Raw genomic sequence first — 20,131 nt, 5'->3', positions numbered from 1 at the left:
CACGCCACGGTCACCCGGCAATGAATCAGACGCAACGTAACGGCGCCATGCTGCTGGTGTTGGTGCTTATCGGAATGAATATGCGTCCGCTGCTGACATCGCCAGGCCCGCTCCTTCCCCAGATACAGCAGGCAAGTGGTATGAGCTTCACGCTTGCCTCCCTGCTCACTGCGCTCCCGGTGATCGCGATGGGTCTGCTGGCGCTTGCCGGCGGCTGGATTAACAGCCGATTCAGCGAACGTCAAAGTATCGCCTTCAGTCTGTTAATCATCGCCGCCGGAGCTTTACTTCGCGAACTGGCGCCGCAGAGCGCGCTATTACTCAGCAGCGCGCTTCTTGGCGGGATCGGCATTGGTATTATCCAGGCGCTCATTCCTGCGGTAATAAAACGCCTGTTTCATCGTCGGACGCCTCAGGTGATGGGACTCTGGTCAGCGGCGCTGATGGGCGGTGGCGGTCTGGGAGCCGCATTTACGCCGTGGCTGGCGCAGCACAGCGCTATCTGGTATCACGCGCTTGCGTGGTGGGCGCTACCCGCAGCGACAGCGCTCCTTTGCTGGTGGCCGCTAAGCAGAACGTTACCTGTCCAGACGCCATCGACAATACAGCTCTCTGTTTTTCGCCATCGTCGAGCGTGGATACTTAGCCTCTATTTTGGTTTGATAAACGGCGGTTACGCCAGTTTGATCGCCTGGCTGCCACCCTACTATATGCAGTCAGGCTATAGCGCGCAGTTTAGCGGTACCCTTTTGGCGTTAATGACCGTCGGCCAGACTGGCGGAGCGCTACTTCTGCCTGTTCTGGCCAGGCATGAAGATCGGCGAAAGCTTCTGATGCTGGCGCTGGCGCTGCAGCTCATCGGCTTCTGCGGCTTTATCTGGCTACCGCAGCAGCTACCGCTTGCCTGGGCTATCTGCTGCGGTATTGGACTTGGCGGCGCGTTTCCGCTCTGCCTGGTACTGGCGCTCGATCACGCGAAGCAGCCCGCTATCGCGGGTCGCCTGGTGGCCTTTATGCAAGGAGTGGGCTTTATTATTGCAGGTATTTCCCCCTGGCTTTCAGGGCTGCTGCGGAGCTTAAACGGCAATTTCCTTCCGGGCTGGATGTTTCACGCCGCCTGCGTCCTGGCGTTAATGCTCCTCACATTGCGTTTTGCCCCGGCACGCTATCCGCAAGAGTGGCAACATCAGAACTCAGCCACTCGCTAAACCCGTCTAATCCTCTTACGGGATGGTTACCCCATCCCGTATTCAGGCAGAAAAAAGCCCAAAATCAAGTAACTATATCCCTACAAAAACCATTGTTAACGACCGTCGCCAGAATGAAATTTAATACCGAATGAAATTAATGTGTCGCCGAATCACGACACTCGTAAGTAACTAAAAATTAATAAAAAAATGGCTCTTGTTTCCCTCATTTTTTAGGCGTACATTAGCGCCATCTGGAGCCGTTTACGCTCAGAATTTACAGCTACCGCCGGCTAAAAAAGTGTCGTTTTAGTTAGCGATAGCTGAGCAGGCAATGAAGAGCAAATTCATGTAAGGCGTCTCGCCTAGAGCGCGGAGTGATGAGTCGTGAAATATTTCTTAATGGGCATTTCTTTTATGGTCATCGTTTGGGCCGGTACTTTCGCCCTGATGATCTAGCTTTAACGGTGTTAAAAAAAGGAGCCTCTCGGCTCCTTTTTTTATTCGTTGCTTTCGCTGGTTAACTTAGCCGCTGCCGGAAGCAGCCCGTCGGCGCGGAACATTGATTTAATACCGCGTACGGCCTGGCGGATACGATCGCGGTTTTCGATTAAAGCGAAGCGTACGTGAGTATCACCGTAATCACCAAAACCGATGCCGGGTGAAACGCAGACTTTAGCATCCTGCAGCAGCTTTTTAGCAAACTCCAGGGACCCCATGGCCGCGTACTGCTCAGGGATCTTAGCCCATACGTACATCGAGGCCTTCGGGCACTCCACCATCCAGCCCGCCTCATGTAACCCTTTCACCAGCACGTCCCGGCGGCGTTTGTACTGTTCGGCGATGTCGCGAACGCACTGCTGATCGCCTTCAAGCGCAGCAATAGCCGCAACCTGCAGAGGAGTGAAAGTACCGTAATCGTGGTAGCTTTTAATGCGCGCCAGCGCATTAACCAACGTTTTGTTACCCACCATAAAGCCAATACGCCAGCCCGCCATATTGTAGCTTTTTGAGAGCGTAAAGAATTCGACGGCCACATCGCGCGCGCCGGGAACCTGCATAATAGAAGGCGCTTTCCAACCGTCATACACAATATCGGCGTAGGCCAAATCGTGCACGACCAGTACGTCATAACGCTTCGCCAGCGCGACGACTTTCTCGAAGAACTCCAGTTCAACGCACTGCGCCGTCGGGTTGGATGGAAAACCGAGGATCATCATTTTCGGCTTCGGATAGCTCTCACGAATAGCGCGCTCAAGCTCATTGAAAAAATCCACGCCTTCAACGAGGGGAACTGAACGAACCTGAGCTCCGGCAATCACCGCACCGTAAATATGAATTGGATAGCTGGGATTCGGCACCAGCACGGTGTCGCCATGGTCAAGCGTCGCCAGCATCAGATGCGCCAGCCCCTCTTTTGAACCGATGGTCACAATCGCTTCTGATTCCGGATCGATCTCTACGTCATAGCGATCTTGATACCAGCGAGAAATCGCCCGGCGCAGTCGCGGGATGCCGCGAGAGGTGGAATAACCGTGCGTATCGGGGCGCTGGGCAACGGTACATAGCTTTTCAACGATATGCGGCGGCGTCGCGCCATCGGGGTTACCCATGCTGAAGTCAATAATATCTTCGCCGCGGCGTCGCGCAGCCATTTTGAGTTCGGCAGTAATATTAAAAACGTACGGGGGGAGACGATCGATACGCGTAAAACGGCGTTCAGGACTGAATTCAGCCATAGATTCCTCGGATTAACGTTAGCGCCCGGACCGTCCGAGCGACGCGGCTGCAACCGCAGCACGTTTAGAAAATAACCCGAATATTTTCTTCCTGTCGAGAGGTGGATTAAAAAAAATTTTTCACCCTAAAAACGGGCATCATTTCAGCTAAATACGGCAGAAAGAAGCGTCCTTGATATCACACCCCTCATAAAATTTAACATATTGATATCTTTAATTTTACGCAAAAAAGCACCGCCTGCGCAGACGCTATTGAAACTCAGCGCACCGTCATCAATCCCCTTTTATTTGTGTGACTTTTCCTCATTCCTCTCTTCGGCTGGTCTTCTGCGACGAGGTTTTCTATCATATTGCTTTCTCGCGATTAACACGGCGCACACATGCACGAAATTTTTACTATGCTGCTGGCGGTTTTTGACCGCGCGGCATTAATGCTGATTTGTCTCTTTTTCCTCATTCGCCTGCGCCTGTTTCGTGAACTTCTGCATAAATCCGCGCACACGCCAAAAGAGCTGCTGGCCGTTACCGCCATTTTCTCCCTCTTTGCCCTTTTCAGTACCTGGTCCGGCGTACCGGTCGAAGGTTCACTGGTCAACGTGCGTATTATCGCAGTCATGTCCGGCGGGATCCTCTTCGGCCCCTGGGTAGGCGCGATAGTGGGCGTCATTGCCGGCGTACATCGCTATCTAATCGATATTGATGGCGTCACCGCCATCCCCTGCTTTATCACCAGCATTGTCGCCGGTCTACTCTCCGGGTTAATCAGTCGTAAAGTCCCTAAAGCGCAGCGATGGAAAGCGGGGATCCTCGCCGGGATGCTGTGCGAAACCTTAACCATGGTACTTGTGGTGGCGTGGGCTCCATCGTTCTCGCTGGGGATAGATATCGTGTCAAAAATCGGTATTCCGATGATCCTTGGCAGCGTATGCATCGGTTTTATCGTTTTGCTGGTGCAGAGCGTTGAAGGGGAAAAGGAGGCCAGCGCCGCGCGTCAGGCGAAACTGGCGCTCGACATCGCTAACAAAACGCTCCCCTTGTTTCGCCACGTCAATAGCGAGTCCCTGCGTCAGGTATGCGATATTATCCGCCGCGATATTAATGCCGATGCCGTCGCCATTACCAATACTCAACATGTGATGGCCTACGTCGGCGTCGGGGAAATCAACTACCGGGATAACGACGACTTTATCAGCCCGACAACGCAACAGGCGATTCGCTATGGAAAAATCATTATTAAAAACAATGACGAAGCTCATCGGACGCCGGAAATACACTCTATGCTGGTCATTCCGCTATGGGAAAAAGGCATCGTCACCGGTACGTTAAAAATCTATTATTGCCACGCTCACCGCATAACCTCATCGCTACAGGAAATGGCGATTGGCCTGTCGCAAATCATCTCGACTCAGCTGGAGGTCTCCCGCGCAGAGCAGCTTCGTGAAATGGCTAATAAAGCCGAACTGCGCGCACTGCAAAGCAAAATTAACCCCCACTTTTTATTCAATGCCCTGAACGCGATTTCGTCGTCGATTCGCATGAATCCGGACACCGCGCGCCAGTTAATTTTTAATCTGTCGCGCTATCTCCGCTACAACATTGAATTAAAAGATGATGAACAAATAGACATCAAAAGGGAGCTGTATCAAATCAAGGATTACATCGCCATTGAACAGGCTCGCTTCGGCGACAAGCTGACGGTGATTTATGATATTGATGATGAAGTCAGCTTTATGATCCCCAGCCTGCTTATTCAGCCGCTGGTAGAGAATGCGATTGTCCACGGGATTCAGCCTTGTAAAGGTAAAGGGGTGGTGACCATCGGCATTAATGAGTGCGGAAATCGGGTACGAATTAGCGTTCGCGATACGGGGAACGGTATTGACCCTGCGGTAGTGGCGAGAGTCGAGGCTAACGAAATGCCGGGAAATAAAATTGGCCTGCTCAATGTTCATCATCGGGTCAAGCTGCTGTACGGCGAAGGCCTGCATATCCGACGCCTGACGCCAGGGACCGAAATCGCCTTCTATGTGCCTCACCAGCACGCGCCCCAGGCGGCCAGGGAGTCGCTGCTGTCATGAGCGGAGATAAAATGAAAGTCATCATTGTTGAAGATGAGTTCCTCGCGCAGCAAGAGCTCACATGGTTGATTAACACCCATAGCGAGATGGAGATTGTCGGCACCTTTGACGACGGGCTGGACGTACTGAAGTTTTTACAACACAACAAAGTCGACGCCATTTTTCTCGACATCAATATTCCTTCGCTGGATGGCGTACTACTGGCGCAAAATATCAGCCAGTTCGCGCATAAGCCCTTTGTTGTATTTATTACCGCGTGGAAAGAACATGCGGTGGAAGCCTTTGAGCTGGAAGCCTTTGATTACATCCTGAAGCCCTATCAGGAGTCGCGCATCATTAATATGCTGCAAAAGCTGACCAGCGCCTGGCAGCAACAGCAGCAGCCGAGCGCCGGTGCGATGCCTAATCCGGCCAGGGAAAATGACACCATTAACCTGATTAAAGATGAGCGGATTATCGTCACCAGCATTCACGATATTTACTATGCGGAAGCGCATGAAAAGATGACTTTTGTTTATACCCGAAGAGAGTCATTTGTGATGCCGATGAATATTACGGAGTTCTGCAACAAGCTACCGACGGCGCACTTTTTCCGCTGTCACCGCTCGTACTGCGTCAACCTGAACAAAATTCGCGAAATCGAACCCTGGTTTAACAACACCTATATTCTGCGGCTTCGCGATCTGGAGTTCCAGGTTCCGGTCAGCCGCAGCAAGGTCAAAGAGTTTCGCCAGCTCATGCATCTGTAGGAAAGTTACCCGGATAAGCGATTTATCCGGGTTAACGTCAGGATTAAAGAACCTGTCCCAGAGTCTGACGCAGGTGGGCTCCGGATCCCAGTAGCCCCGGATTGTCGTGGACGATCAGATAGACCGGGATATCCTGCACGAAGGCTTTAAACCGACCTTTATCTTCAAAACCGCCGCGAAAACCTGAAGCTTTAAAGAAATCGAGGAAGCGCGGCACAATGCCGCCAGCGATATACACGCCGCCAAAAGTACCGAGCGTCAGCGCCAGGTTACCGCCAAAGCGGCCCATAATGACGCAAAATAGCGATAGCGCGCGACGGCAATCGATGCAGGTATCGGCCAGCGCACGTTCAGTCACATCCTTAGGCTGCAGATTTTCCGGCAGACGCCCGTCAGATTTAACGATCGCATGATAAAGGTTCACCAATCCGGGCCCTGAAAGTACGCGCTCGGCGGAGACGTGACCCAGCTCGGTACGCAGCTCTTCCAGAATAATGCCTTCCTCTTCGCTGTTAGGCGCAAAATCCACGTGCCCGCCCTCTCCCGGCAGGCTCACCCAGCGCTTATCGACATGAACCAGATGAGCAACGCCCAACCCGGTACCTGCGCCATAGACGGCTATCGGCTTGCCTTCAATCGGCTTCGCGCCGCCAAACTGAATCAGATGTTCGGCTTTCAACATCGGGATCGCCATCGACACCGCCGTGAAATCATTAATGATTTCCAGATGCGAGAACCCCAGATTTTTTTTCATCTCGGCGATAGAAAATGCCCAGGTGTGGTTGGTCATCGCCACCCAATCGCCGGTAATGGGACAGGCGATGGCTATACAGCCGTCCTCAACCTTGACGTTATGCTCTTCCAGATAGACCTGAACAACAGCTTCAAGACTGGGATAATCGAGCCCGGAATAGGTCTTTGCACGGGAGATCTCCCCGCTTGCCAGATCGCACAACGCCAGACGAGCATTCGTTCCGCCTACGTCCCCTACTAAAGCAAATTTTGTCATTCCGTTACGGCTCCGCTAAAGTCAAAATAATTCTTTTGGCACACTCTAAATTCATGAAGCGCTAACAACAACGACCAACGCATAAGCGCCCCTGGTTTAGCGATCTGCGTCACAATTGAACTGAAATTCATGAAAAATTGAGCATCCTGGCGCTTACAATTTTCAGGTTGCATCATTACTTTATCGTTTCAGCACCATTTGCGTCGACGCTCTTTACGAGTCCATGCAAATTAGTGCCAAGGATACTCAGAAGGATATTTTCATGCTGCACCCACGCGCCAGAACCATGCTCCTATTATCGATACCCGCAGTCGTCATTGGTATTGCTTGCAGTCTGGTTTTAATCGTGGCGATGAAAATAGCCGCCGTTTTGCAAAATATCCTGTGGACCAGCCTGCCTGCGAGCGTAGGCATCAATGCCGATGGCCCTTTGTGGACGATGGCTATTCTCACCGGAACCGGCATCGCCGTTGGGCTGATCGTGCGCTTTAGTCCCGGGCACGCGGGACCGGACCCGGCAACAGAGTCGCTGATAGGCGCACCGGTCAGCACCAGCGCGCTGCCGGGTCTGCTTGCGGCGCTGATAGTGGGTCTGGCGGGCGGCGTTAGCCTGGGGCCGGAACATCCTATTATGGTCGTGAATATCGCCCTGGCGGCTGCGGTGGGCAGTCGCCTGTTTCCACGCATTACCCCTCTGGACTGGACGATTTTCGCCGCCTCCGGCACCATCGGCGCGCTATTCGGCACTCCGGTCGCGGCGGCGTTGATATTTTCGCAAACGCTGAACGGCAGCAACGATGTTCCCCTGTGGGACAAGCTATTTGCTCCGCTGCTTGCGGCGGCAGCGGGTTCCCTGACCACCAGCCTGTTTTTTCATCCCCATTTTTCGCTACCACTGCCTTATCTGTCGGAGCTGCGCTTCGTCGACATTATTAGCGGCGCCATCGTGACGCTTATCGCGATTGCCGTTGGCATGGTCGCCGTCTGGTGCCTGCCGCGTCTACACACGCTGATGCATCGTCTGAAAAATCCTGTGCTTACGCTGGGCGTCGGCGGGTTTTTATTAGGGATTCTGGGCGTCATCGGCGGGCATATCACGCTATTTAAAGGCCTTGATGAGATGCAGCAGTTGCCGGTAAGCCTGACGCTTGGCGCCAATGATTACCTGCTTATTGCCGTGATCAAGCTTGCGGCGCTGATACTTGCCGCCGCCTGCGGTTTTCGCGGCGGCCGTATTTTTCCTGCCGTGTTCGTCGGCGTCGCGCTCGGTCTGATGCTGCATGCACACGTTCCCGCCGTGCCGGCAGCCATCACGGTTTCCTGCGCTATCCTCGGCCTGACGCTGGTAGTGACGCGTGATGGCTGGCTGAGCCTGTTTATGGCGGCAGTGGTCGTGTCGGATACCACGCTACTGCCGCTACTGTGCATTGTTATGCTTCCGGCCTGGCTGCTGCTGGCCGGAAAGCCGTTGATGATTGCCAGAAAGAATAGCGATTAAACGCGACTGTTCCTCTCTTCCAGCGCCTGAGTGACCGTGCGCAGAAAGTCGGGGATATCCATTTTGGGCAGCATCACCTCTACCAGCGTCAGTTTGTCTGAGGCGACGCTGCTATTCATCGCTTCTCTCAGCTCATGCGTGCGAGTCACGCGCCAGCATCGGGACGGGACATCGGGAGCAAAAGCATCAGGCAGACGATTCCAGTCCCAGAGCGCAATATCGTTATACCGCTGCTCGGGGCCGTGAATCGCGCGCTCCACCGTATAGCCTTCGTTATTGAGCAACAGAATCAGCGGACGTTGCTTATCCCTGAGCATCGATCCCAGTTCCTGAATAGTTAACTGCGCTGCGCCATCGCCGAGAATCAGCACGACCCTTCTGTCCGCCGCTGCTATTTGCGCCCCGTAGGCTGCCGGAAGGGTGAAACCTATCGATCCCCATAGCGGCTGGACAATCAGCGTTGCGTCAGTGGGCAGCTTAAGCGCGGCGGCGCCAAAAGCCGCGGTTCCCTGATCGGCAAGAATAATGTCTCCCGGGCGGAGCTGTTCCTGCACCGTACTCCAGAAGTTTTTCTGCGTCAGGCTTCCTTCAGGCGCGCCGCTCACCCCGGGCGCCTGAATATTCGGCGGTACCCATTCCCCCGCCAGGCTTGCGGAGAGCTCGATGACTATTTCGAGCGCCTTATCCATCGGAACCCGGCTGAACCAATGGTCGCCCACCCGAACGGCAAACGGCTGGATTTCAATCGTTTTTTCCTGCGGCAGATGCTGGGTAAAGCCCGCGGTAATGGTGTCGGTAAAACGGGTGCCGATACAAATAATGGTGTCAGCGTTTTCAATGGCCTCGCGGGTTTCCTCTGCGCTCGCAATCCCGCTGTAAGTGCCAACAAAACCGCTTTGTTGCTCATCAAAAAGCCCTTTGCCCATTAACATCGTGGCGCAGGAGACGGGCACGCTGGCGACCCATTTTCGGAGAACATTTTGTAGCCCATAGCGCTGAGCAAGAAAATCAGCCAGCAGCGATACGCGACGACGACTTCTGAGCATCCGCTCCGCGTGCTCGCGGAATCCCGCCAGCTGGTTCTCATCGGCAGGCAGATTCGGAATAAGCAAAGGATGTGCAGGGGGTGTCGCTTTTGCCTTCGCCACATCGGCAGGCAGCATCAAATAACCGGGGCGATGATGGGTGAGCATCTCGCTGAGTACGCGGTCGATTTCATGGCAGGCATTTCCCGCCGCCAGTACCGCCTGAGAGCAGGTAATCTGCTCGCTCATGCGCGAGAAGTGGCTGAAATCACCGTCGCCCAGCGTATGGTGCAGCAGTTCGCCGCGCTGCTGCGCGCCGGTTGAGGGTGCGCCGACAATATGCAGAACCGGAACATGTTCGGCGTAGCTGCCGGCAATACCGTTAAGCGCGCTCAGTTCGCCGACGCCGTAGGTGGTCAACAGCGCGCCTGCGCCTTTGATACGCGCATAGCCATCAGCAGCGTAGGCCGCGTTGAGCTCGTTAGCGCAACCTACCCACCCTAAATTCTGCTGCGCAATAACGCTATCGAGAAACTGTAAATTGTAATCGCCAGGTACGCCAAACAAGCGGTCTATGCCGCAATCTACGAGACGATCCAGCAGATAATCGCCAATGGTATAAGTCGGTTGCATATCCTTACTCTCCTCTCGTGCAGGTAAGTTGAGTATTGAATAAGCAGTTGTGCTGTCCAGATTGCACTCAACAAAGACGGTGGAAAGCAAAATTTACGCGTTCCGGGAGTATACTCGCCGGCAAACATTCTTTAGTGTAAACGTATACACAACCCTGTTTTAAGTGCGGAGGAAGTATGGTTTACCAGGCAAACACCACGCGATATCAAACGATGGAATACCGCCGTTGCGGTCATAGTGGGCTAAAGCTACCGGCAATTTCTCTTGGGCTTTGGCATAATTTCGGCGACGAAACGCGGGTGGAAACCAGCCGTCAGCTTCTGCGTCACGCATTCGATCTCGGCATCACCCATTTCGACCAGGCCAACAACTACGGGCCACCGCCGGGTTCCGCGGAGAGCAATTTTGGTCGCATCCTGAAAGAGGACTTTTTGCCCTATCGCGATGAACTGATTATCTCCAGTAAAGCCGGTTACACCATGTGGGACGGCCCCTATGGCGACTGGGGCTCACGCAAATATCTGATTGCCAGCCTCGACCAAAGCCTTAAACGAATGGGCCTCGACTATGTCGATATTTTCTACCACCACCGTCCCGATCCTGAAACGCCGCTGCAGGAAACCATGCGCGCGCTGGATCATCTCGTCCGCCAGGGGAAGGCCCTGTACGTTGGATTATCGAATTATCCTCTCGATCAGGCCCGGGAAGCCGTCAATATTCTTAACGAGCTGGGCACACCGTGTCTGATTCATCAGCCTAAATATTCCATGTTCGAACGCTGGGTCGAGGGGGGCTTACTCGATTTCCTGCAGAGCGCAGGGGTGGGAAGTATAGCGTTTTCACCGCTTGCCGGCGGCCAGTTAACTAACCGTTATCTGCACGGCATTCCGGCGGATTCCCGCGCCGCCAGCGGCAGTCAATTCCTGCAACCGGATCAGCTTACCGAAAGCAAACTGGAAAAGATTCGTCAACTTGACGCACTGGCCGAAGCCCGCGGGCAGAAGCTCTCGCAGATGGCCCTGGCCTGGGTGCTGCGCGACGAGAAAGTAACTTCGGTATTGATTGGCGCCAGCAAAACCACGCAGCTCGACGATGCGATTGGCATGCTGGAAAACCGCCGTTTCACCGCCGAAGAACAGGCAACGATTGACGCAATCCTTGCGGTGTAAATTCATTTTTACTTTAGCAAAAAGTGCTCTCACTGGCGATTTAGGAGTTCCTCCGATGCGACGGGGCTTTACTGCCCCGTAATATCGGGTTAACAGGCCGACAACGGCCCCGATCGTGAAGGAGAAGAGTATGTTCAGGTCACTGATTTTGGCTGCAGTGCTTCTGGCTTCAGCGCCATTGGTCGCTAACGCTGGTGAAATCACCCTGTTGCCATCAATAAAATTACAAATTGGCGATCGCGACAATTATGGTAACTACTGGGACGGTGGCGGCTGGCGCGACCGTGATTACTGGCGTAAACACTATGAATGGCGCGATAACCGCTGGCGTCGTCACGATAACGGCTGGCATCGCGGCTGGGATAAAGGTAAAGCCTACGAACGCGGTTATCGCGAAGGCTGGAAAGATCGCGACGACCGACGCGGCGGGTGGGGACGAGGCCATGGCGGCCGCGGCCATGGTCACGGGCACCATTAATCGCAAAAGGGAGCCATCCGGCTCCCTTTTTAATTACCTGCTTAACCGACCAGCGTTCCAACAATCAGCCAGCCGTTGAGCACCACAACCACCGCGACAATCGCCCACCCCAGCACTTTCACCCACCGGGAATTGACCAGATCCCCCATCAGCCGCGCATTGCTGGTAAAGATGAGCAGCGGCACCAGCGCCAGGGCGATACCGAAGCTCAGCAAGACCTGGCTCATCACCAGAATACGCGTCGGATCAAGCCCCATCAAAATCACAATGAATGAAGGCAGCATGGTAATGGCCCGACGAAACCACAGCGGGATATGAAAGCGAATAAAACCCTGCATTACGACCTGCCCCGCCAGGGTGCCTACAACCGTGGAGGATAAACCGGCGGCGACCAGGCTCAGCCCAAAGATGGTGGCTGCCGCGTGGCTCAACAACGGCTCCAGCGTCAGATAGGCCTGATCGAGATCGGCAACGCCGGTGTGACCATTGAAATGGAAGGCCGCGGCGGCGGTCGCCATCATGGCCAGGTTAACAAAACCTGCGATGGTCATAGCGATGGCAACATCCCAGCGCGTGGCGTTATAGCGCTCTTTGCGCGTCCCCCCGTGCAGGTGCTGAGTGAGCGACGAGTGTAAATAGATAACATGCGGCATGATGGTCGCGCCCAATACCCCGGCGGCAAGGAATACCGCTTCGCTGGTTGGCAGAGACGGTACGAGCATGCCTTTCGCCAGCGGCGCCAGCGCCGGCTGGGAGAAGATAAGTTCAACGACATAAGCCGCCGCAACAAACAGCAGCAGTCCGCCGATGACTTTTTCCAGCGGTTTTTGTCCGCGGCGCTGTAGCATCAGGATCAGGAACGTCGCGATCCCCGTCAATACCGCGCCCTGCAGCAATGACACGCCGAGCACCAGCTTAAATCCAATGGCTGCGCCAATAAACTCTGCAAGGTCGGTCGCCATAGCGATAATTTCCGCCTGCACCCAGTAAAACCACACCACCGGACGCGGGTAGTGGTCACGAATTTGCTCTGCCAGATTTTTACCGGTAGCGATACCCAGCTTCGCCGACATCACCTGAATCAGCATCGCCATCAGGTTTGCCCACACGACCACCCATAGCAGTTGGTAGCCAAAGCTGGCGCCGGCCTGGATGTTAGTAGCGAAATTACCCGGATCGATATAGCCAATGGCAGCAATGAACGCAGGCCCCATCAGGGCGAGCTTAATCTTGCGCGCTGCGCGACCGCTGCTATTCTCAACGCGACTGTTTGTCATTTTCTGCCTCTGGAAATATAGCCTTTGCTATGTTTTATGCTATCAAAATGCGAATGATTATCAAGTTCATTTGGAGCGATGATAATGATTGCTGTGATAGGGGGGAACGATAGCAGGTCAGTAACTTAAAACCGGGGAACTGATAAATTCTCTTAATCAGTCATCAGAATAGTACAACAGCGCAACTTTTAAAACTTTTACGTAACATAACAAAAATGCATGGTTGATCACTATTTTTGCCATTAGTCACATATCCTTGCAATAGTGTGTGCTGGCTCTCGTTTTCTTTGCGCTTGTTACATAGAATGTGCACAGAAATTTAACCTGCCTCATATTTGGAGCAAATATGGACCGCGTCTTGCACTTTATTCTCGCGATCGTAGTGGTGGCTATTCTGGCCCTGTTGGTCAGCCACAACCGTAAGCAGATTCGTATTCGTTATGTCATTCAGCTGCTTGTCATTGAAGTGCTGCTGGCCTGGTTCTTCCTGAACTCTGACATTGGTCTGGGTTTTGTGAAGGGCTTCTCCGAGATGTTCGAAAAACTCCTCGGTTTTGCCAATGAAGGGACAAACTTTGTCTTCGGCAACATGAACGATAAAGGCCTGGCTTTCTTCTTCCTGAAAGTTCTGTGCCCTATCGTCTTCATTTCCGCGCTGATTGGTATTTTGCAGCATATTCGCATTCTGCCTATCGTCATTCGCGCGATCGGTACCATACTGTCCAAAATCAACGGTATGGGCAAGCTGGAATCCTTTAACGCAGTCAGCTCGCTGATTCTGGGTCAGTCTGAAAACTTCATCGCGTATAAAGATATTCTTGGCAAAATGTCCCGCAACCGCATGTACACCATGGCTGCGACCGCGATGTCTACGGTATCCATGTCTATCGTAGGTGCGTACATGACCATGCTGCAGCCGAAATACGTTGTTGCGGCGCTGGTACTCAACATGTTCAGTACCTTTATCGTTCTGTCGCTGATTAACCCGTATCGCGTTGACGAAAGCGAAGAAAATCTGCAGATGTCTAATCTGCATGAAGGCCAAAGCTTCTTCGAAATGCTGGGTGAATATATCCTGGCGGGCTTTAAGGTGGCGATTATCGTGGCCGCCATGCTGATTGGCTTTATTGCCCTGATCTCCGCGCTGAACGCCCTGTTCGCCACCGTTACCGGCTGGTTTGGCTATAGCATCTCCTTCCAGGGGATCCTCGGCTATATCTTCTATCCGGTGGCGTGGATCATGGGCGTACCGGCAGGCGAAGCGCTGCAGGTAGGTAGTATTATGGCAACCAAGCTGGTTTCTAACGAATTCGTCGCCATGATGGATCTGCAGAAAGTGGCCGCCACGCTCTCACCGCGTGCGGAAGGTATCATCTCTATCTTCCTGGTCTCCTTCGCTAACTTCTCATCTATCGGCATTATCGCTGGCGCAATTAAAGGCCTGAACGAAGAGCAAGGTAACGTGGTTTCTCGCTTCGGCCTGAAGCTGGTTTACGGTTCTACTCTGGTGAGCGTGCTTTCTGCGTCTATCGCCGCGCTGGTACTGTAATCCCTGTTCGCTAGAGAGAAAGCCGGGCAAGTCCCGGCTTTTTTACGTCCGCAGCTCGCTCAGCGGCTGCGGTTTACCTACCAGATACCCCTGGAGGTAATCGACCCCTAGCTGAAGAAGTTTTTCCCGCTGCTCCGGCGTTTCAACGTATTCCGCCACCACCTTCATCTTTTTAACCTTAGCCATTTCGATAATCGATTTGACCATAATGGCGTCCAGCGGATCGGTTTCGATATCCCGCACGAAGCACCCGTCAATTTTTAAAATATCGGCCTGCAGGCTTTTCAGCCGCTCATAGTTAGCGTAGCCGGTGCCAAAATCATCGATAGCGATAGCGCAGCCGAATTCTCGCAGCTGCTGTATGTTATACATACTGGTTTCCACATCGGAAAACGCCTGCTCTTCGGTGACCTCAATCGTTATCGCCTCCGCCGACAGGTTATAGCGTTTAAAAAGCGAGATAATTTGCGTCGCGCTATCCTTTTGCATCAGCGTATAGGGCAGCAGATTCACGGAGAAGTGCTGCCCTTGATGGTGCCTGAGCGAGCTGAACAGCGTTTCCAGTACCTGCATATCAAAGCGCTGGCTCAGATTAAACTGCGCGATCGGCGGAATAAACTTATCGGGCGTAATGATGTTATTACCGCAGCGCATACGGCAAAGAACTTCGTAGTATCCCTTTCCTGCGGCATCGCGGATGGGTTGGGCATACAGTACCAGACCGCGCTCGTTAAGCGCCTGCTTAATCTGCGCCAGCAGCCGGACCTGTTCGCTTGTTTGATCGGAAATCTGTTCCTGAGCGGCGTCAAGCGCTAACACGCGACGAGCCGCGCCGGCCTGCTCCGATAGCCAGCTAAGCTGACCAAGCATCGGGTGAATATCCGATTCGGTACCGCTATAGCCTCCCCACGATGCGCCAAACTCGAGATCCAACGTCTGGTTGTTCCAGCTAAACTTTTTATGGTTAAGCGTGGAAACGATATGATTTAAACGCGCCTCAGGTTCAGGGCCGTTTAGCACCAGCAATAGCTCACTACCGGGAAGCTGAAAAATTCGCTCTCCCTGAGACAATAGCGGCTGTAGCTTACAGGCGATTTGCCGTTTGCTCTCAACCCTCATCATCATGCCGTAATGGCGGCTAAGGAAATCCAGATTCTGTATTCGCAGGCTGCTTATAGCAACCGCGGGGTTACGCTGCAGATGACTCTCCAGCGCACGCAAATTGGGCAAACCGGTTAGCGGATCTTCTTCCGCCTGGTCTCGCCATCTGAACTTCATTCTTTCACTGCGCGCGTAGATATCCGCCATATAAAACAGACAGATAGTGAAACAAATTAGCACCGAAAGCACAAATGACAGGGAATATTCAGTTTGTACCCCATGCAAAAAATTCTGGTTATAGGCCACGAGTAAAAATGCTGAAACGGACCACGAAATGCGAATCAGCGTATGCGCCAGACGACTAATACCAATAAAGTACAAAATGAAAATAAGAGGAACTAAATAACCAGCAATAAAAACAGAATCATAAGGCGTACATAGCACCAGTAATATTGCCGCCAGCGCTACAAACCAGTACAGCGTAAATACTCGCTGCTCGCGCACTTGCCATGAATGACAAAGATTGCGCCAGAATACTCGCGCATATCGCGGACTGATAATCATCCGCAACGGATAATAAAAGAAGGTCGTAAAAATTAACGCAGCGCTAATCAGGCTCTGTATATCGATAACGGTGTAGATAACCGACATATTGCCGAAATAGCTGGAAATCGCCAGCGGAAACGAAAAGAAGCGCCCCGCCAGATACATTGTGATCTTGAGCAGAATTGGCGCGAAGAAACCGCCCCAGAAAACCCTCACGCCCATATGTTTCGCCGTCAGCCCGGCGCGCCAGCGCCTTCCAAGCTGATAACGGACAATAGCGCAGGAGAGGAATACCGAGAAGAGCTGGCAAAAAAGCAGGATGACCGCCTGAGTGAAGGTCAGATCGATTATCCAGGCATTGGTAATCGCAAACGCGATTACCAATGGAGCAACAGCATAGCGGCCAAAAATAAAAAGCACAGCATACATTAAGCTCAACGGCAGCCATGCCAGATAAATTTGATTTCCGTCAATAATAGTTTGAGGAGAAATAAATCTGGACAGCGGAATGGCTATAAAGCAGACCAGAAGGGCCAGCAGAGTTTTTTTGATCTTAATGTTAAAATGATCAATCATTATTGTTAATTAAAACTCCTGCGGCAACAAATATATTTAGGCAGCAAATATTATGTTGCTTAATAAAGGCAGGCAAGATTTTAAATAGTGAAAAAATCTGAAATTACTTAACGCGGAGATTTACTGACTTATTCAGAAAGTACTTTACATTTCCCTGATAAAAACAAAAACCCCCGCCGCAGCGAGGGTTCGGAATTTGGTGGAGCTAAGCGGGATCGAACCGCTGACCTCTTGCATGCCATGCAAGCGCTCTCCCAGCTGAGCTATAGCCCCACAGGACCTCTTTACGAACCAAATCTGCTGGGTGCAGGATTTGGTGGAGCTAAGCGGGATCGAACCGCTGACCTCTTGCATGCCATGCAAGCGCTCTCCCAGCTGAGCTATAGCCCCGTAACGTAAAGCGTGTCGTGTTGACGGGCGGCATAATATGAATTCCTTCGTCAGGTGTCAACGGCAAAATGAATCCCCGCAATTTGATCGCTGAAAAAGCAGGCAAACGGCTGACATTGCGAGCCTTATCGCAGCCAGAAGCTAAACATGTCACTCTTTCCTGTAAAAGGATGCTATAACATGTGCAACTAATTCCCACATATTTACTCAGGAAATAGTATGCTCAAGGAACGAATGACACCTGAAGAAATAGCGCATCTGACTGGCTTCAGTCGGCAAACCATAAACAAATGGGTACGTAAAGAGGGGTGGCAAACCTCCCCGCGCCCCGGCGTTCAGGGCGGTAAAGCGCGCCTCGTACATGTCAATGAGCAGGTTCGCGAATTCATACGCAGCGCGCAGCGCGTGGCCGAAAACCCGGTCCCCTACTCCGCAACGGATAACGAACTGGAATCTCTGCTTCTTACGCTGTGCAAAGAGATGACGCCGGGTGAGCAAAAGTTGCTGATGTCGCTGCTGTTGCGTGAAGGGATCACCGGATTACTCAACCGACTGGGTATCCGCGATCGGTGAAAGCATGATGAAACTTAAAGATAAAATGACGCCAGCGGAGCTCGCCGAGAGTCTTAACCTCGCCCGACAAACCATAAACCGCTGGGCCAGAGAACAAAAATGGCGGACGGAACCGATACCCGGAGTCAAAGGGGGGCGCGCTCGTCTTATCGTCATCGACAGGCCGGTTATCGATTTCCTCGCCAATATTCCGGCGCTACGGCATCTGGCGATAGATAATCAGCTGGCTGAACAGCCCGTCAAATACTTTGTGAATGATGCTGACGCCATATGGCGGCAGATTGTCGAAACCATGCACCTGATGACCCCGACCGAACAGTTACACCTGCGCGATCTTCTTGCGCGCGAGGGGATTAGCGGATTTCTCTCCCGGCTTGGTATTACTGATGCAAAGTAGCAGGCAAAAAAAACGGCGGGGTTAGCTATCCCCGCCGTTTTGCAATGTCTGTTTTAAGTATCAGGATTGTTGGCTTTCGCGTTCAGCAATAAAGGCCAGCGCCTTATTGATACGTTCTACGCTACGGGATTTGCCAATCGCATGCACGGTCACATCAAGCGCCGGAGACTGGCCTGCGCCGGTTACGGCAACTCGCAGCGGCATCCCGACTTTGCCCATCCCGACTTCCAGTTCATCAGCCGTCGCCTGAATCGCGTGATGAACATTTTCCGCTGTCCAGTCACTGATAGCGGCTAATTTATCGCGTACCACTTCCAGCGGCTGACGAGCAACAGGACGCAGGTGCTTTTTCGCCGCATCGGCATCAAACTCGGCAAAATCTTCATAGAAATAACGGCAGCTCGCCGCCATCTCTTTCAGCGTTTTGCAGCGTTCGCCAAGCAGCTTAACCAGCTCAGCCAGCTGCGGGCCGTTACGGGTGTCGATATTTTCCTGCTCAATGTGCCACTGTAAATGCGTTGCCACATATTCCGGGGCCAGCGAGTTGATATAGTGATGGTTCAGCCACTGCAGTTTTTCGGTGTTGAACGCGCTCGCAGATTTGCTCACCGCACCCAGGCTAAACAGCTTAATCATCTCTTCGCGAGAGAAAATCTCCTGGTCGCCGCTGGACCATCCCAGACGCACCAGATAGTTCAGCAGCGCTTCCGGCAGGTAGCCGTCGTCGCGATACTGCATAACGCTGACCGCGCCGTGACGCTTGGATAGTTTTTTACCGTCATCGCCGTTAATCATCGAAACGTGGGCGTAAACCGGCACAGGCGCATTCAGCGCTTTCAGGATGTTAATCTGGCGCGGTGTATTGTTGATATGGTCTTCACCACGAATAACGTGGGTGATTTCCATATCCCAGTCGTCAACCACGACGCAGAAGTTATAGGTTGGAGAACCATCGGTACGGCGAATAATCAGATCGTCCAGCTCATGGTTGCTGAATTCGATCGGACCGCGGATCTGGTCGTCAAAAACAACGGACCCCTCTTCCGGGTTGGCAAAACGAACAACGCAAGGTTCATCATCAGCATGATGTTCGTGGCCATGGCGGCAGCGACCGTCATAACGTGGCTTTTCGCCTTTTGCCATTTGTTCTTCACGCAGCGCTTCCAGACGCTCTTTAGAGCAATAGCATTTATAGGCCGTGCCCGCTTCCAGCATTTCATCAATGACGGCGTTATAGCGATCAAAACGCTTGGTCTGGAAGTACGGACCCTCATCCCATTCCAGGCTCAGCCAGTTCATACCATCCATGATGGCTTCAATGGCCTCCGGCGTGGAGCGCTCAAGATCGGTATCTTCAATACGCAGCACAAACTCACCGCCGTGGTTACGTGCAAAAAGCCAGGAATAGAGAGCAGTACGCGCGCCGCCAACGTGCAGATAGCCTGTCGGGCTGGGCGCGAAGCGAGTTTTGATTTTCATGAAGTGGCCTTACGTTTGATAAAGGTGCCGACACGCGGCAGTGTTCGTTGGATTTTATGGAGGAATATTCTAACACCGTGGGCTGATTCCTCAATGTTGTTACCGTTTCAACGTCAAGCTTTACCCTTTTTGTTTATAAATCATGCGTCATAGATGACATTGCGATCGTTTTGTTTAATTTTACGACGAACAAACAAATTATTTAGAAAAGGCGTTGACTCATTTTCAACTCTCCCTATAATGCGACTCCACACAGCGGGGGTGATTAGCTCAGCTGGGAGAGCACCTCCCTTACAAGGAGGGGGTCGGCGGTTCGAACCCGTCATCACCCACCAACTACTTTACGTAGTCTCCGCCGTGTAGCAAGAAATTGAGAAGTGGGTGATTAGCTCAGCTGGGAGAGCACCTCCCTTACAAGGAGGGGGTCGGCGGTTCGAACCCGTCATCACCCACCAACTACTTTACGTAGTCTCCGCCGTGTAGCAAGAAATTGAGAAGTGGGTGATTAGCTCAGCTGGGAGAGCACCTCCCTTACAAGGAGGGGGTCGGCGGTTCGATCCCGTCATCACCCACCACTTTCTCGCCAGCTGGATTTCTTGTCATAAAATGTGAAGTACCGAAGTGGGTGATTAGCTCAGCTGGGAGAGCACCTCCCTTACAAGGAGGGGGTCGGCGGTT

16 protein-coding genes and 5 tRNA genes are annotated in these 20,131 nt (G+C 52.8%); 13 read left to right on the top strand and 8 right to left on the bottom strand.

What is annotated here, in order from left to right:
- The first annotated feature begins 20 nt into the window (after positions 1-20).
- Together ABLV11_RS25175 and ypdK are read left to right on the top strand one after the other, a co-directional pair.
- Positions 21-1,208 carry a cyanate transporter gene (locus ABLV11_RS25175; protein WP_126489398.1) on the top strand — a complete coding sequence of 396 codons (1,188 nt, stop codon included), beginning with the start codon at positions 21-23 and terminating at the stop codon, positions 1,206-1,208.
- A 366-nt stretch (positions 1,209-1,574) separates the two neighbouring features.
- Positions 1,575-1,646, top strand: a complete 72-nt coding sequence (gene ypdK, locus ABLV11_RS25170; RefSeq protein ID WP_077777854.1) for a membrane protein YpdK — start codon at positions 1,575-1,577, stop codon at positions 1,644-1,646.
- Between the two features lie 41 nt (positions 1,647-1,687).
- On the opposite strand, the gene alaC is transcribed toward ypdK, so the two are convergent.
- Positions 1,688-2,926 (bottom strand): alanine transaminase, encoded by a 1,239-nt coding sequence (alaC, locus tag ABLV11_RS25165; protein WP_004104296.1) that lies wholly within the window; start codon positions 2,924-2,926, stop codon positions 1,688-1,690.
- A gap of 398 nt (positions 2,927-3,324) precedes the next feature.
- Between alaC and ABLV11_RS25160 the strand changes: the two genes are divergently transcribed.
- Both ABLV11_RS25160 and ABLV11_RS25155 read left to right on the top strand, forming a co-directional pair.
- Complete coding sequence (locus ABLV11_RS25160) at positions 3,325-5,004, top strand: sensor histidine kinase (protein WP_163530545.1); 1,680 nt, start codon at positions 3,325-3,327, stop codon at positions 5,002-5,004.
- An 11-nt stretch (positions 5,005-5,015) separates the two neighbouring features.
- Positions 5,016-5,753: a LytTR family DNA-binding domain-containing protein gene (locus ABLV11_RS25155; RefSeq protein ID WP_126489399.1), complete on the top strand. Its 738-nt coding sequence runs from the start codon at positions 5,016-5,018 to the stop codon at positions 5,751-5,753.
- Between the two features lie 43 nt (positions 5,754-5,796).
- Here the strand turns inward: ABLV11_RS25155 and glk are convergent, their stop codons facing one another.
- Positions 5,797-6,762, bottom strand: coding sequence for a glucokinase (glk, locus tag ABLV11_RS25150; protein ID WP_004104302.1), 966 nt, complete (start codon positions 6,760-6,762; stop codon positions 5,797-5,799).
- Between the two features lie 262 nt (positions 6,763-7,024).
- On the opposite strand from glk, the gene ABLV11_RS25145 reads away from it, so the two are divergent.
- Entirely contained in the window at positions 7,025-8,260 is a 1,236-nt protein-coding gene (locus ABLV11_RS25145; RefSeq protein WP_126489400.1) for an ion channel protein, read from the top strand.
- Here the strand turns inward: ABLV11_RS25145 and ABLV11_RS25140 are convergent.
- Positions 8,257-9,918 (bottom strand): thiamine pyrophosphate-binding protein, encoded by a 1,662-nt coding sequence (locus ABLV11_RS25140; protein WP_126489401.1) that lies wholly within the window; start codon positions 9,916-9,918, stop codon positions 8,257-8,259. The genes ABLV11_RS25145 and ABLV11_RS25140 overlap by 4 nt on opposite strands.
- A 176-nt stretch (positions 9,919-10,094) precedes the next feature.
- On the opposite strand from ABLV11_RS25140, the gene mgrA reads away from it, so the two are divergent.
- Both mgrA and ABLV11_RS25130 read left to right on the top strand, forming a co-directional pair.
- A complete protein-coding gene (gene mgrA, locus ABLV11_RS25135; RefSeq protein WP_126489402.1) occupies positions 10,095-11,087 on the top strand; it encodes an L-glyceraldehyde 3-phosphate reductase in 993 nt (330 codons plus the stop codon).
- A gap of 130 nt (positions 11,088-11,217) precedes the next feature.
- Positions 11,218-11,565, top strand: coding sequence for a DUF2502 domain-containing protein (locus tag ABLV11_RS25130; RefSeq protein WP_004104306.1), 348 nt, complete (start codon positions 11,218-11,220; stop codon positions 11,563-11,565).
- Between the two features lie 41 nt (positions 11,566-11,606).
- Here the strand turns inward: ABLV11_RS25130 and ABLV11_RS25125 are convergent, their stop codons facing one another.
- Positions 11,607-12,842: an Nramp family divalent metal transporter gene (locus ABLV11_RS25125; protein WP_004114311.1), complete on the bottom strand. Its 1,236-nt coding sequence runs from the start codon at positions 12,840-12,842 to the stop codon at positions 11,607-11,609.
- A 346-nt stretch (positions 12,843-13,188) separates the two neighbouring features.
- Between ABLV11_RS25125 and ABLV11_RS25120 the strand changes: the two genes are divergently transcribed.
- Positions 13,189-14,391 (top strand): NupC/NupG family nucleoside CNT transporter, encoded by a 1,203-nt coding sequence (locus ABLV11_RS25120; RefSeq protein ID WP_105890593.1) that lies wholly within the window; start codon positions 13,189-13,191, stop codon positions 14,389-14,391.
- A gap of 42 nt (positions 14,392-14,433) precedes the next feature.
- Here the strand turns inward: ABLV11_RS25120 and ABLV11_RS25115 are convergent, their stop codons facing one another.
- From ABLV11_RS25115 to ABLV11_RS25105, 3 genes are all read right to left on the bottom strand, one after another.
- Positions 14,434-16,614 carry an EAL domain-containing protein gene (locus tag ABLV11_RS25115; protein ID WP_004104314.1) on the bottom strand — a complete coding sequence of 727 codons (2,181 nt, stop codon included), beginning with the start codon at positions 16,612-16,614 and terminating at the stop codon, positions 14,434-14,436.
- A 197-nt stretch (positions 16,615-16,811) separates the two neighbouring features.
- Positions 16,812-16,887: transfer RNA gene (locus ABLV11_RS25110), tRNA-Ala, on the bottom strand.
- Between the two features lie 41 nt (positions 16,888-16,928).
- A tRNA-Ala gene (locus ABLV11_RS25105) sits at positions 16,929-17,004 on the bottom strand.
- A 219-nt stretch (positions 17,005-17,223) separates the two neighbouring features.
- Between ABLV11_RS25105 and ABLV11_RS25100 the strand changes: the two genes are divergently transcribed.
- Together ABLV11_RS25100 and ABLV11_RS25095 are read left to right on the top strand one after the other, a co-directional pair.
- Entirely contained in the window at positions 17,224-17,577 is a 354-nt protein-coding gene (locus tag ABLV11_RS25100) for a YfeC-like transcriptional regulator (RefSeq protein ID WP_004104315.1), read from the top strand.
- A gap of 4 nt (positions 17,578-17,581) precedes the next feature.
- On the top strand, positions 17,582-17,974 hold the full coding sequence (locus ABLV11_RS25095; RefSeq protein ID WP_004104316.1) for a YfeC-like transcriptional regulator: 393 nt from the start codon (positions 17,582-17,584) through the stop codon (positions 17,972-17,974).
- 60 nt (positions 17,975-18,034) lie between these two features.
- On the opposite strand, the gene gltX is transcribed toward ABLV11_RS25095, so the two are convergent.
- Positions 18,035-19,453, bottom strand: coding sequence for a glutamate--tRNA ligase (gene gltX, locus ABLV11_RS25090; RefSeq protein ID WP_004104317.1), 1,419 nt, complete (start codon positions 19,451-19,453; stop codon positions 18,035-18,037).
- Between the two features lie 259 nt (positions 19,454-19,712).
- Here gltX and ABLV11_RS25085 point away from each other — a divergent pair.
- From ABLV11_RS25085 to ABLV11_RS25075, 3 genes are all read left to right on the top strand, one after another.
- Positions 19,713-19,788, top strand: a tRNA-Val gene (locus ABLV11_RS25085).
- Positions 19,789-19,832: 44 nt separating this feature from the next.
- A tRNA-Val gene (locus tag ABLV11_RS25080) sits at positions 19,833-19,908 on the top strand.
- Positions 19,909-19,952: 44 nt separating this feature from the next.
- A tRNA-Val gene (locus tag ABLV11_RS25075) sits at positions 19,953-20,028 on the top strand.
- Positions 20,029-20,131: the final 103 nt, after the last annotated feature.

The organism is Klebsiella sp. GW_Kp181 (assembly GCF_040062315.1).
Lineage (GTDB): Bacteria > Pseudomonadota > Gammaproteobacteria > Enterobacterales > Enterobacteriaceae > Klebsiella > Klebsiella oxytoca.
This window is presented reverse-complemented; position numbering and strand designations above follow the sequence as displayed.